12 protein-coding genes are annotated in these 13,291 nt (G+C 64.7%); 4 read left to right on the plus strand and 8 right to left on the minus strand.

Annotated elements, in window-relative coordinates; translation table 11 throughout:
* Window positions 1-206: 206 nt before the first annotated feature.
* From AC0L3O_RS17260 to AC0L3O_RS17275, 4 genes are all read left to right on the plus strand, one after another.
* Window positions 207-488, plus strand: coding sequence for a periplasmic heavy metal sensor (locus tag AC0L3O_RS17260; RefSeq protein WP_287173496.1), 282 nt, complete (start codon window positions 207-209; stop codon window positions 486-488).
* Window positions 436-675 carry a periplasmic heavy metal sensor gene (locus AC0L3O_RS17265; protein ID WP_287173571.1) on the plus strand — a complete coding sequence of 80 codons (240 nt, stop codon included), beginning with the start codon at window positions 436-438 and terminating at the stop codon, window positions 673-675. The genes AC0L3O_RS17260 and AC0L3O_RS17265 overlap by 53 nt, the downstream gene beginning before the upstream one ends.
* 72 nt (window positions 676-747) lie before the next feature.
* Window positions 748-2,118 (plus strand): DUF1800 domain-containing protein, encoded by a 1,371-nt coding sequence (locus tag AC0L3O_RS17270; RefSeq protein ID WP_473537030.1) that lies wholly within the window; start codon window positions 748-750, stop codon window positions 2,116-2,118.
* Window positions 2,119-2,155: 37 nt separating this feature from the next.
* On the plus strand, window positions 2,156-3,295 hold the full coding sequence (locus AC0L3O_RS17275; RefSeq protein ID WP_473537029.1) for a DUF1501 domain-containing protein: 1,140 nt from the start codon (window positions 2,156-2,158) through the stop codon (window positions 3,293-3,295).
* 24 nt (window positions 3,296-3,319) lie between these two features.
* On the opposite strand, the gene AC0L3O_RS17280 is transcribed toward AC0L3O_RS17275, so the two are convergent.
* The 8 genes from AC0L3O_RS17280 to ftsZ all read right to left on the minus strand — a co-directional run bounded on the left by AC0L3O_RS17280 (window position 3,320) and on the right by ftsZ (window position 13,252).
* Window positions 3,320-3,616 (minus strand): AzlD family protein, encoded by a 297-nt coding sequence (locus tag AC0L3O_RS17280; RefSeq protein WP_023798752.1) that lies wholly within the window; start codon window positions 3,614-3,616, stop codon window positions 3,320-3,322.
* Window positions 3,613-4,341, minus strand: a complete 729-nt coding sequence (locus tag AC0L3O_RS17285) for an AzlC family ABC transporter permease (RefSeq protein WP_128167158.1) — start codon at window positions 4,339-4,341, stop codon at window positions 3,613-3,615. The genes AC0L3O_RS17280 and AC0L3O_RS17285 overlap by 4 nt, the downstream gene beginning before the upstream one ends.
* 230 nt (window positions 4,342-4,571) lie before the next feature.
* Complete coding sequence (locus tag AC0L3O_RS17290; protein WP_287173579.1) at window positions 4,572-5,264, minus strand: DUF2461 domain-containing protein; 693 nt, start codon at window positions 5,262-5,264, stop codon at window positions 4,572-4,574.
* Window positions 5,264-7,414 carry an NAD-dependent DNA ligase LigA gene (gene ligA, locus AC0L3O_RS17295; RefSeq protein ID WP_473537028.1) on the minus strand — a complete coding sequence of 717 codons (2,151 nt, stop codon included), beginning with the start codon at window positions 7,412-7,414 and terminating at the stop codon, window positions 5,264-5,266. The genes AC0L3O_RS17290 and ligA overlap by 1 nt, the downstream gene beginning before the upstream one ends.
* Before the next feature lie 189 nt (window positions 7,415-7,603).
* Entirely contained in the window at window positions 7,604-9,274 is a 1,671-nt protein-coding gene (recN, locus tag AC0L3O_RS17300) for a DNA repair protein RecN (protein WP_128174184.1), read from the minus strand.
* 13 nt (window positions 9,275-9,287) lie between these two features.
* On the minus strand, window positions 9,288-10,157 hold the full coding sequence (locus AC0L3O_RS17305) for an outer membrane protein assembly factor BamD (protein WP_128174186.1): 870 nt from the start codon (window positions 10,155-10,157) through the stop codon (window positions 9,288-9,290).
* Window positions 10,158-10,372: 215 nt separating this feature from the next.
* Window positions 10,373-11,320 (minus strand): UDP-3-O-acyl-N-acetylglucosamine deacetylase, encoded by a 948-nt coding sequence (lpxC, locus tag AC0L3O_RS17310; RefSeq protein ID WP_473479898.1) that lies wholly within the window; start codon window positions 11,318-11,320, stop codon window positions 10,373-10,375.
* A 273-nt stretch (window positions 11,321-11,593) separates the two neighbouring features.
* Window positions 11,594-13,252 (minus strand): cell division protein FtsZ, encoded by a 1,659-nt coding sequence (gene ftsZ / locus AC0L3O_RS17315; RefSeq protein WP_023798745.1) that lies wholly within the window; start codon window positions 13,250-13,252, stop codon window positions 11,594-11,596.
* Between the last annotated feature and the right edge of the window lie 39 nt (window positions 13,253-13,291).

The raw sequence follows: 13,291 nt of genomic DNA on the forward strand, positions 1-13,291 counted from the left end.
TGCGACGCGATGCGCGACAGCAGATCGTCGAGCTCCACCGCCGGTGCAAGCGCGGCTTCGGCTTGAGCCGGATTGGCCGGCATCGGACTGGCGGGCGCGGTGGCCGGGGCGCTGACAGTCGCCGTGCTGCTGCCACCCAACAGCACCCCTGACGATGGCGACACCTATGCGCTAACCGCATTCGGCGACATGCAGGGGGACGTGCAATGAGCGAACGCAGCATCAGGATCCTGCTTGCCGTCTCGTTGGCACTGAACGTCTTCGTGCTCGGCGCCGCCGCCGGCGCTGGCTATATATGGCAGGCGCAGCAGGGGCAGCGCGACAGAGCGGGCGACCAGCGCGGCCTGCGCTTCGCCGCGGCCGGCCTGTCGCCCGACCAGCGCAAGGCGTTCCGCCAGGCGCTTCGCAGAGGCGCGGCGCCAGTCGGCTGCCGACATCGAAGCGGCTCGGGTCGGCCGCGAGGCGGTGGCGCGCCTGATCGAGGCTGAGCCGATCGACGCAGCGGCGGTCAATGAGACGCTCGCCTCGGTCCGGCAAGCCGATATGGCGCTGCGCGGCCGGCTCGAACAGGCAATCGTGACCTTCGCGACGGGACTGACGCCAGCCGACAGGGCGCGACTTGTCGACGGCCTGCGCGGCCGCAGCAACATGCTGCGCCGAGCGGGCGAAAAATAGAGCTGGAAACAGCGACGGATTCCAGTCGCTGCCGCGTTGAAGCCTCCAAAAGCAATGCTGACGGAGGCACCATTGGCAAGTCCGAGCGATGTCGCGGTTGCGCTCAACCGCTTCGGCCTGGGCGCCCGGCCCGACGACGAGGCGCCGGCCGACCCGAAATCCTGGCTGATAGCGCAGTTCGAAAGTTACGACGCAAACCCGGCGGTCTTTTCCGGCGCGCAGGACTCGGCCACACTCGGCGCCGGCTATGCCGCAGCGATGCTCGAGGCCAAAGACGCCGACGCGGCCGCAAAGATGGCCGCCCGCAAGGCGGCACGCCAGGAGGCTCAAGCGCTTTATCGCGACGAGGTCGACCTGCGAGCACGCGCGGCGCTCGAAACATCGACGCCCTTCATCGAGCGGCTCGTGCATTTCTGGTCGAACCATTTCGCCATCTCGGCGGAGAAACCGCAGGTGACCCTGATCGCCGGCGCCTTCGAGCGCGAGGCGATCCGCCCACATGTGCTCGGTCGCTTCGAGGATATGCTGCTCGCCGCCGAGCGCCACCCGGCGATGCTGTTCTATATCGACCAGGTGCGCTCGATCGGTCCCAACTCAAAATTTGCTAACCGCGCCGCGAAACGCAACGCCAAGCGCAAACCCGGCATCAACGAGAACCTGGCCCGCGAAATCATGGAACTGCACACGCTCGGTGCACGCTCCGGCTACAGCCAGGCCGACGTGACCGAATTCGCACTGGCGCTGACCGGTTTCAGCACCGGACGCGCTAAAGGGCGAGGCCAGGCCGGCGCTTTCACCTTTCGACCCGGGCTGCACGAACCGGGCCAACGCACGATCATCGGCCAGACCTACGACCAGCGCGGCGACAAACAGGCGCTCGCCGTGCTCGGCGACCTCGCGGCGGCCGAGGCAACCGCAACGCACATCGCAACCAAGCTGGCGCGCCACTTCATCGCCGACGAGCCGCCGGCCGCGGTCGTGACGCGGCTCGCCGAAGCCTTTCGCCGGTCAAAGGGCGATCTCGTCGCGGTCTACCGCGCGCTCCTCGACAGTCCAGAAGCCTGGCAACCAGCAGCGGCGAAGTTCAAGACGCCGTGGGAATGGACGATCTCGGCGCTGCGCGGCCTGGGCCGCAGCGAACTCGGCAAGCCGCGTCTGGCGCAACTGCTCAACCAACTCGGCCAACCGGTATGGCGGCCGCGTTCGCCGGCCGGCTATGACGATGTTGCCGGGAGCTGGGCAGCACCCGACGCACTGGTCCGCCGGGTCGAGGTGGCGCAGCGCCTCGCCGCGCAAGTTGGCGATATCGATCCGCGAGATCTCGCGCGAAAACTCTTTGCCGGCTCACTCAGCGACCTGACGATGGCCGGGATCGAGCGCGCCGAGAGCCGGCGCACCGGCATCGCGCTGCTGCTCGTGTCGCCCGAATTCCAACGAAGATGACTTTCAGCGAAGATGATTTCCAGAGGAGATGACCAAGATGGAACGCCGTCAATTCCTTACTCTCGCCGGCGCCGGCCTCGGCTCGATGCTGATCGCGCCGCGCATCGTCTTCGCCAATGTGGAAACCGATCGCCGCTTCGTTCTCATCATCCAGCGCGGCGCCGCGGACGGGCTGGACACCATCGTTCCCTATGCCGACCCCGCCTACCGCGCACTGCGCGGCCCATTGGCCATCGACGATCCGATAAAGCTTGACGGCACGTTTGGCCTGCATCCTTCGCTCACCGGTCTCCGCAAGCTGCATCAGGACAAGCAGGCGCTGTTCGTCCACGCGGTCGCTTCGCCCTATCGCGAGCGCTCGCATTTCGACGGTCAAAATGTGCTCGAAAGCGGCGGCAGCTCGCCCTACGAGCGCAAGGACGGTTGGCTGAACCGGCTGGTCGGCATGCTGCCGAAGTCTCGCGGCGAAGCAATCGCTTTTGCACCGACCATCCCGCTGGCGCTGCGAGGCGAGGCAGACGTCACCTCCTATGCGCCGTCCGCCCTGCCGGAGGCGCCGGACGACCTGATGACACGCGTCGGCAAGCTCTATGACGCCGACGAACAGCTGCATGCGCTGTGGAGCAGCGCGATGGAGACACGGGCGTTGGGCGCGGTGAACGCGCAGCGCAAGGACGCAGCGAGCGTCGGCCGCACCGGCGCGGGCTTCCTCGCCAAGGCCGGCGGACCGCGCGTTGCCATGATCGAAACCAGCGGCTGGGACACCCATAGCGGCCAGCAAGCCAGGCTGGCCAACCAGCTCAGAGCGCTCGACGCGCTCATCGATGGGTTGCACGTTGGCCTCAGCGATATCTGGAAGGATACGACCGTGCTGGTCGCCACCGAGTTCGGCCGCACTGTCGCCGTCAACGGCACTGGCGGCACCGACCACGGTACGGCATCGGCTGCGATGATCGCTGGCGGAGCGGTGAATGGCGGGCGGGTGCTGGCCGACTGGCCGGGACTGTCTACCGGTGCACTCTACCAAGGACGCGACCTCGCCCCGACGCTCGACCTCGACGCGCTGATTGCGGTGACATCAGCCGAAACGTTTGGTCTCGATCCGCAAGAGACGATGCGCAGGCTCTTTGCAGGAGGTCGATTCGATCCCGCGATCTCCAACATCGTGCGCAAATAGGACTGGCGTACTCAGCCGGTCCGGTTATCCGACGAACTGCCGGGCCAGCACCAGCACGACGGCGCCGGCCAAAAACATCGCCATAAGCCCGCTGCGCAGCGAGACCAGCCCGGCGACGATCAATGCAGCCCATTCCGCCGGCCCGCCGCCAAGTGCTGCCGGCGCCACCAGCGTCGTCAGCACTGCGGCAGGCACAGCGTTCAGCCCGGCCTCGACGCGCGGATGGATGTTTTCGAAGCGCGAGATCACCAGATGGCCGCCGATGCGGGTCAGATAGGTCGCGATCGCGCCGGCGATGATGATCCACAAGGTCGTGCTCATGGCCGCGCCTCCACGCCGCTGTGGCGCGGCGGCAGGATGACCGCGAGCAGCACGCCGGCCACGGCGCCAATCGAGACGTGCCAGGGCGAGCCCACCGTCTTGTAGGCGATGATGGAGGCAGCAGCACTGGCGACGACCACCGGCAGCCACAGTGGCCGTTTGCGAAAGCCCATGACCAGTCCGAGGAAATAGATCGGCAGCAGAAAATCGATGCCCAGCGCATGGGTATCGGGAATAAGCCTGCCGAATACCGCGCCAAGCGCGCTTTCGGTCACCCAGAACACATAGACCGGCAGGCCAAGCCCCATATACCAGGCGAAGCCGACCGTCTCGCCAGCCTCCGCCTTGCGCTCGGCCACGGCGAACTGCGGATCGGTGAGCAGGAAATAGCCGACCGCCTGCTGCACCGGCGGCCAGTGCGCGATGCGCCGGCCGATGCCCGCGGAGTAAAGCACATGGCGGAAATTCACGGCGAAGATCGACAGCACGATCAGCCATGGCGCGACATGCTGCCCGAACAATTCGATGCCGACCATCTGGCTGGCGCCGCCGAAAACCATGGCGCTCATCAGCAAGGCTTCAAGCACCGAAAATCCGTTGTCTACGGCGAGCGCCCCGAACAGCAGTCCAAACGGCGCCGCCGCCACCACGACGGGCATGCTGAGCCGCACGCCTTGCCAGAAATCGCTTTTTGCGCGGTTTTCGGAGATTGCTTCCGCCGACATCAGCCACTCCTCGGAGCACCGCTCGTCCTTTTGGACGATCAAAGGACGCTCTAACACTTTGAATCCACGCGTCGGGCCATCCGAAAATCGATCCCGATTTTCGGGCCGATGCGGGGGGAAAGCTGGTATGTAGGGAGCGCTGTCAGCCTTGTCACACCAATTCGCTTGAGCCAACAATCAGCGGAAGTGATCCTCGTCGCAGGTTCAGGCGTGCGCGTTTCGGCCAGTGCTCAGTCCACCGGGACCTTGGCTTCGATCGCCCTGCCCCAGTCGAGCAGCGGCTTGGCCCGCAAGGCGAAATCGACCAGCTCGTCGACCAGCGCCGGCCCGTGGATTCCCGCAGGGTCGACTTCGTGCCGGACGGCGAAATGCCGGTTGCGGATGGCCGCCGCGAGATCGGCCGCCGTGACATGCTCGAAGCCGCGTGGCGCGCGCTTCATGCAGCCTTCCGCATCGAGTTCGAGGCGGTTTTGCTTCAGCGCCTCGATCAGCGCCCGGAATTCACCCGGCCGCGCCGCGATGGCCTGGCGCATCGCCAGCAGCAGCGCCGGCCCCGGCTGCCACCAGGCAACGCCGGCAAAGCAGCGCTCAAGCCCGATATGGATGAAGAACACGCCCTGTTCCATCTTGGTGCCATCAGGCGAGAGGATTGCCGACAGATGCCGGTTGTAGGGCCGCTTGTCCTTGGCGAAGCGCACGTCGCGAGTGATCCGGAACAGCGACTTCTTGCGATTGCCGCGCAAACCCAGCCCTGCCGCTGCGAAGCGCTCGGAGAGCGTTTCGACCAGATCGCCGAAGGGGTCGCGCAGCTCGCTTTCGAAGAGGTCGCGGTTTTCCAGAAACCACTCCCGGCTCTGATGAAAATCGAGCGCCTTGAGGAAGGGAATGGCCTTTTGGCCGAAACCGGTGAACGCGCCTTCCATCACGCCTTGCCGATCCGCGCCAACCACGCATCCTCGTCGATCACTTCGATGCCGAATTCGGTGGCGAGCTTGAGCTTGGAGCCGGCACCTGGCCCGGCAACGACGAGATCGGTCTTCTTCGACACCGAGCCGGCGACCTTGGCGCCGAGCTTTTCGGCCATCGCCTTGGCCTCGTCGCGCGACATCTTTTCCAGCGCGCCGGTGAAGACCACCGTCTTGCCGGAGACCGGCGACGACACGCCACCGACCGGCTCCTCGTCGAGCACTGTTACTTCCGCCAGCAATGCATCGAGCGCCTGCCGGTTATGGTCTTCAGCGAAGAAATCGACCACCGCCTCGGCAACGATCGAGCCGATGCCGTTGATGCCGTTCAACTCCTGCCAGGCAGCGTTGCCAGGGTCACCCTTGCCGGCCGGCATGACGGCGCTTTGCCCGGTTTCGCGGAAAGCGGCAAAGGAAAGGAAATGGCGGGCCAGCCGCTTGGCATTGGTCTCGCCGATGTGGCGGATGCCGAGCGCATAGAGGAAGCGCGAGAACTCGACCTGCCGCCGATCGTCGATTGCCGCGAACAGCTTGCGTACCGAGGTCGCGCCGAAACCGTCAACGTTCTCGAGCTTGGTCAGCGATGCTGCCTGCCGCTTCTTCAGCGTAAAAATGTCGGCCGGCGAATAGATGCGTAGTGACGGATCCTCGGCGTGGAAGAAGAACTCGATCTGCTTCTCACCGAGCCCCTCGATATCGAAAGCACCCCGAGAGACGAAATGGCGCAGACGCTCCACCGCCTGCGCGGGGCAGATCAATCCGCCGGTGCAGCGCCTGACTGCTTCCCCCTCCTCGCGCACGGCGTGGCTGCCGCAGGCCGGGCAAAGCACTGGGAAAGCATATGGCACACTGTCAGGCGGCCGCTTTTCCATGACCACGTCGATGACCTGCGGAATGACATCGCCAGCACGCTGGATGCTCACCGTGTCGCCGATGCGAATGTCGCGGCCTTCGCGGATCGGCTGGCCGTTGTTGCCGATGCCCTTGATGTAGTCCTCATTGTGCAGCGTCGCGTTGGTCACCACGACGCCGCCGACCGTCACCGGCACCAGCCGCGCCACCGGCGTCAGCGCGCCGGTGCGGCCGACCTGGATGTCGATGCCGGTCAGGATCGTCGTCGCCTTCTCGGCCGGGAATTTGTGAGCGATCGCCCAGCGCGGCGAACGCGAGACGAAGCCCAGCCGCTGCTGCAGCTCGAGGCTGTTCACCTTGTAGACGACACCGTCGATGTCGTAGCCAAGCGTCGCCCGGTTGGATTCGATCAGCCGGTATTGCTCGAGCAGTCCCTCGACGCTGTCGAACAGCTTCATCAGCGGATTGACCCTGAAGCCAAAGCGCTCGAACGCCGCCACCATGCCCATCTGCGTGTCGGCGGGCATGGCGCTCACCTCACCCCAGGTATAGGCGAAAAACCGCAGCGGCCGGCTGGCTGTGATCGAGGTGTCGAGTTGGCGCAAGGAGCCTGCCGCCGAGTTGCGCGGATTGGCAAAAACCTGCTTTCCGGCCTCGGCATTGCGGCGATTGAGCTCGGCAAAGTCGGTGAGGCGCATATAGACCTCGCCCCGCACTTCCAGCAGATCGGGAAAATCGCCTGAGAGCACGTTGGGAATCTCGGCGATGGTGCGGGCGTTGGCCGTCACATCCTCGCCGACCTGGCCGTTGCCACGCGTTGCCGCCGTCACCAGCCGTCCGGCCTCGTAGCGCAGCGACAGCGACAGGCCGTCGATCTTCGGCTCGGCAGTCATCGCCAGCGGCGCGTCGGCGCCGAGCCTGAGGAAACGGCGGATGCGGCCGACGAAATCGATCACGTCCGCATCGGCGAAAGCGTTGTCGAGCGACAGCATCGGAATGGCATGGACGATCTTGCGGAATTTCTCCGACACCGCCGCGCCGACTTTGCGTGAAGGCGAATCCTCGCGCACAAGGGCAGGAAACCGCTGCTCGATGGCAAGGTTGCGCCGCCGCAGCGCATCGTAGGCCGCGTCCGAAATCGTCGGCGCGTCCTCGGCGTGGTAACGCTGGTCGTGGGCGGCGATTTCCTCGGCCAACCGCTTCAGCTCGCTGGCTGCTTCACTTTCGCTGAGTGAATCGACTGGTTTTTCGAGCATGCACGGCTCCTCGACGCTGACCCGGAACGATTTCCTGGGCCATGCGCGAAATCAAATTGCTACAGCGTCCTTGCGCGTTCGAAGGACGCGCGGCGCGCCACAATAGATCAGGATTTTGAGAAAATCATTGCTGAACAGCAGGATGGAGCCACATCCTGACTCGATCCACAACGCCGAGCATGAGCTCTGCTATGCCGCGGTGTTTTCGCGAAGCAGCCGCTCGGCGGCCGCACGCGCCTCGTCGGTGATGGTCGCTCCGGCGAGCATCCGCGCGATCTCTTCCTGGCGCGCCGCCCGGTCCATCTCGGCGATGCCGGTGGCGACGCGATCGGCGCTGCCGGATTTGGAGATCAGGAAATGCGTCGCCGCGCGTGCCGCCACTTGCGGCGCGTGCGTAACCGAAAGCACCTGCACGCGTTTTGACAGCCGCGCCAGCCTTTGGCCGATGGCGTCCGCCACCGCGCCGCCAACGCCGGTGTCGATTTCATCGAAGACCAAGGTCGGCGCCGAGCCGCGGTCGGCCAGCGCCACCTTCAGCGCCAGCAGGAACCGCGAAAGTTCGCCTCCGGAGGCGACTTTCATCATCGGGCCCGGTCTTGTGCCGGGATTGGTGCGCACCCAGAACTCGACCTGATCGATGCCGTCTTCCATGCGGCTCTCGGCCTCGCTTGCCATCTCGACGATGAAGGCTGCCCGTTCGAGCTTCAGCGCCGGCAGTTCGGCCATCACCGCCCTGGTCAACCCGACCGCCGCCGCATGGCGAAGCGACGAAAGCTGGGCAGCGGAAATGTCATAGGTCTCGCACGCGGCGGCGGCCTGCTTCTGCAGCCCGTGCAGGCGCTCCTCGCCGGCGTCGAGATCGGCGAGATCGGCGGCCATCGTATCGCGCAATTGCGCCAGATCGTCGACCGCCACACTGTGCTTGCGTGAGGCGGCGCGCAGCGAAAACAGCCGCTCCTCGGCCTGTTCCAGCCGCCGCGGATCGTACTCGGTGGCGCGAAGTGCCGCTTCCACGCCCGATTGCGCTGCGTCGAGCGACAGCATCGCCTCATCGAGCGATTTGACCACGTCGTCGAGCAGGCCGGGCGCCTCGGTCACCTTGCGCTGCAGCCGTCGCAACAGGCTGGCGAGTTGCGGCAGGGGCGAAGACGGGCCCGAGAGCACATCTTGCGCATCGTGGATTTCCGAGGCGATCTTTTCCGCCCGCATCATCGAGGCGCGCAACTCGGCGAGGTCGGCTTCCTCGCCTGGCTGGGGATCGAGCTTCGTCAATTCGGCGACCGCGGCGCGCAGATAGTCGGCCTCGCGGGCCGCCGCTTCCACCTTGGCACGATGCCGCGAAAGTTCCAGTTCGCAGGCCCGCCAGTACCGCCATGCCTCGCCGGTCGCCCGCACAGCGCCGAGATGACCGCCAAAACTGTCGAGCAATTCGCGATGGGCACCGGGATCGACCAAGGCACGCTCGTCATGCTGGCCGTGGATCTCGACCAGCGCGTGACCGACATCGCGCATCAGTGTCACGCTGGAAGGCTGGTCGTTGACGAAGACGCGGGTACGGCCATCCGCCGTCTGCACGCGGCGCAGGATGATGTCGCCATCGTCCTCGATAGCGTTGTCGGCAAGCAGCATGCGGGCAGGATGGTTGCGCGGCACGTCGAACACGGCGATGACTTGGCCCTGTGCTGCGCCATGCCGCACCAGCGAGGCGTCACCGCGGGCGCCAAGCGCCAGCGACAGCGCATCGAGCAGGATGGATTTTCCAGCACCGGTTTCGCCGGTCAGCACCGAAAGACCGGACGAGAAGTCGATGTCCAGCTTCTCGATCAGAACGATATCGCGGATCGACAGTCTGGAAAGCATGGTGACGCGCCGCTCAGGCGCCGGTGATCAGCTTCCCGGCCTTGGCGATCCACGAGCCCGCATTCTCGCGCGGCTCGAGCCCACCAGTCTGCAGGAGCTTGTAGGAATCCTTGTACCACACGCTGTCGGGATAGTTGGTGCCGAGCACAGCAGCGGCAGTCTGCGCTTCCGATGTCAGCCCCATCGCGTAGTAGGTTTCGGTAAGACGCGCGAGCGCTTCCTCGACATGGCGCGTGTTGGAATAGGTCTCCACCACGACGCGGAACCGCTTGACGGCGGCGATGTATTCACGGCGCTCGAGATAATAGCGGCCGATCTGCATCTCCTTGCCGGCGAGCTGGTCGTTGGCGAAGCGGATCTTTTCCTTGGCGTCGTCGACATATTCGGAATCGGGCCAGCGCGTCACCAGATCCTGCATCGTCTGCACGGTCTGACGCGCTTCCTTCTGATCCTGGGTGACATCCCTGATTTGCCGGTAATAGCTCAGCCCGATGATATACTGGGCATAGGCAGCGTCGTCGGTCGACGGATAGAGCGTGAGATAGCGCTTGGCCGAACCGATCGCCTCGGTATAGTTGCCTTGGCGATAGTCGGCAAAGGCGCCCATCACCATCGATTTGCGGGCGTATTCGGAATAGGGATGCTGGCGGTCGACCGCACCGAATTTGCGGCTCGCCTCCTGCAGGCGCCCGGCATTCAGATTGGCGAGGCCCTGATTGTAGAGAACGTCTGCCGGCTCGGTCTGCTCGACATAGGTCGACAGGTCGACATCCTTTTCGGACGACATGCAGGCCGACAGGAACAGCGATGGAACAACCACCGAAAGCGCCAGGAAAACAGCCCGATGCGGCGCTTTCGATTGACCAATTCGCTTAAAGAACATGATTGGATTCCGCCCTTTCGGCGTCATTTCAGTCGACATCTCGCCCTGGGGCAGCAGGCATAACCATAATCGCCGTGCCCGGCAACGCTATCTCCGGCCATTCGCACATTTTTGTGGCAGCCTGGCGCAACCCGCACACTTGCGTGATTTCGCCGGCCGATGGTGCATTCATGCAACACAGGCCGGCGGCCATAAAACCCGAAAAACGTAAAGAATCAGATCATCCAGGGCGCGTAGACAGGTGCATAGACGGCGCTCTTTTCGACGGTGCGACCGCGCTCGCGGCGTGTCGTCTCGACGATCTCGAACGCCGAACGGTCCGACAAAAGGCGGCGCAGGGCTGCCGCATTCAGCCTGTGGCCGCCGCGATAGGAACGGAAGCAGCCAATGAACCGGGCGCCGGCCAGCGCCAGATCGCCCATGGCATCCATCGTCTTGTGGCGCACGAATTCGTTGGGATAGCGCAAGCCTCCGATGTTGATCACGCGGTTGTCGTCACCGATCACCAGGGAGTTTTCCAGCGAGGAGCCGAGCGCATAGCCGGCTGCCCACAGCCGCTCGACGTCCTTCATGAAACCAAAGGTGCGCGCCCGCGCGATATCGCGGCGAAAAATGTCGGCGTTCATGTCGGATGCAAAGAGCTGACGGCCGATCGCCGGGCTTTCGAAATCGATCTCGATTTCGAAGCGCGTGCCGTCATAGGGCCTGAACTCCGCCCAGGAGGCACCGTTCTCGATGCGAACCGGCTTGACCACCCTGATGTAGCGGCGCTTGACCGGCAGCGTATCGATGCCCGCCTGGTCGATAGCCTCCACGAACGCCATGGCGCTGCCGTCAAGGATCGGAACCTCACGGCCGTCGATCTCGATGACGACATTGTCGATGCCGAGCCCGAAAACCGTGGCCATCAGATGTTCGACTGTGGCGATGTGCTCGCCTGCCGGATCGCCGAGCATGGTGCACAGATCGGTGGCGCCGACCTCGGAAACAAGTGCGCGGAACTCCCGGACTTCGCTTCCATTCGAAAGCTGGAACACGACACCCGCATCAGCGTCTGCCGGCAGGAAATGAACGGTAACGGAATTGCCGCTGTGAACGCCGGTGCCGGTCAGCGTCGCACGCGATCTAAGTGTCGTCTGATAGTCGTGCAAAACAAACCCCATAGCCCATACTGCCTACGTCCGCTTCATAAGCCCAAGGGCGCGGCTCTTTGATCGGCAGGCAGGGCCACTTCCCCGAATCCCAGCAAACCGAAATTGATCGCGGCGAAGATAGTGGTCCGGCAGGAAGTCTCCAAATCACGGTTTCTTACTTTCTGTAACCGCGATCCGAACCGGATACGGTCTCATAACTCCTTGTTTTACAGGCACTTTTAGCGTTAACAGGCAAACAATTTCTTGTCTGCCTGTTAACAACTGTTACGGCCCGTTAACAGGTTAGTTGGCCTGGCGGCGCAGGAATGCCGGAATCTCCAGCTGATCGTCTTCCTGGACAGCCCTGCTCTGCGGCGTCAGCCGGCCCTGGTCGTCCAACTGGCCGCGGCGTGGCGCGTAAAGCTGCGGATCCTGGCTGGCAAGGCGGCGCACTTCGGGTGCCGCCTGGCGCAGTTTCGGCTCGCGCGGCTGCGCCGGCTGCAGCCGTGCAGGCTCTTCTTCGCGACGGGTAAGGCCGTTGGTCAGGCGCTTGAGCAGTCCCATCGGTCCGCTGTTCTCGTGGTCGGCCGGACGGCTTTTGGCTTCCACCTCGGCTTTCACCACCGGCGGAAAGTCCTCGACGCGCGGCATGCGCTGGGGCGCTGCCGGCTGAAGCACTTCACGCTGCGGCGCGGGCTGCATCGTTTGCTGAACCATTGGCTGCAGCATCGGCTGCGGCTGGGCCGGCGGCGCCTGGAAGATCTTGCTCTGCGGGCGGAAATCTTCCGCCTGGGAGGCCGGCGCGGGACGCGCCATCGCCGCCGCATTCGCCTCGGCGAGCTGGATTGCCTCGGCGACCGGATCGGCGGCGCGCGGCTCGTAGCCTCCCTGCTGGACAGGCGCCGGACGGCTTTCCGTGACCGGAGCGGCCGGACGGCTGACCGGCTTTGGCGGAGCCGTGCGGATGGCGATCGGCGCGGCAGCGATTTCTGCCGCCGATTTGTCGATGCCGGTAGCAACCACCGAGACGCGGATGACGCCTTCGAGATCCTCGTCGAAGGTCGCACCCAGGATGATGTTGGCTTCCTGGTCGACCTCCTCGCGAATTCGGGTCGCCGCCTCGTCGACTTCGAACAGGGTCAAGTCGCGGCCGCCGGTGATCGAGATCAACAACCCCTTGGCGCCCTTCATCGAGGTCTCGTCGAGCAGCGGATTGGCGATCGCGGCTTCGGCGGCGGCCATGGCGCGCCCCTCGCCGGAAGCTTCGCCCGTCCCCATCATCGCCTTGCCCATCTCGCGCATGACCGAGCGGACGTCGGCGAAGTCGAGGTTGATCAGCCCTTCCTTGACCATCAGGTCGGTGATGCAGGCGACGCCGGAATAGAGCACCTGGTCGGCCATGGCGAAAGCGTCGGCAAAGGTCGTCTTGTCATTGGCCAGCCGGAACAGGTTCTGGTTGGGGATGACGATGAGGGTATCGACGCATTTCTGCAATTCCTCGATGCCCAGATCCGCCGTCTTCATGCGGCGCTGGCCTTCGAAATGGAACGGCTTGGTGACGACGCCGACGGTGAGAATCCCCTTCTCGCGCGCCGCACGTGCAACGACCGGCGCGGCCCCCGTGCCGGTGCCGCCGCCCATGCCGGCAGTGACGAAGCACATATGGGTGTTGGAGAGATGATCGACGATCTCGTCGATGCATTCCTCCGCCGCGGCGCGTCCGACTTCCGGCTGCGACCCCGCACCCAGGCCCTCGGTGACATGCGCGCCGAGCTGGATCAGGCGATCCGCCTTGGACATGGTCAGCGCCTGCGCATCGGTATTGGCCACCACGAACTCGACGCCGCGCAAGCCGGCGGTGATCATGTTGTTGACGGCATTGCCGCCGCCGCCGCCGACACCGAACACGGTGATACGCGGCTTCAGCTCGGTGATGTCCGGCTTTTGCAGATTGATGGTCATTGTCTCCGTCCTTTGCCTTTCCCGCCGCTTCGCCGCTGC

This window comes from Mesorhizobium sp. WSM4810, from assembly GCF_055811235.1.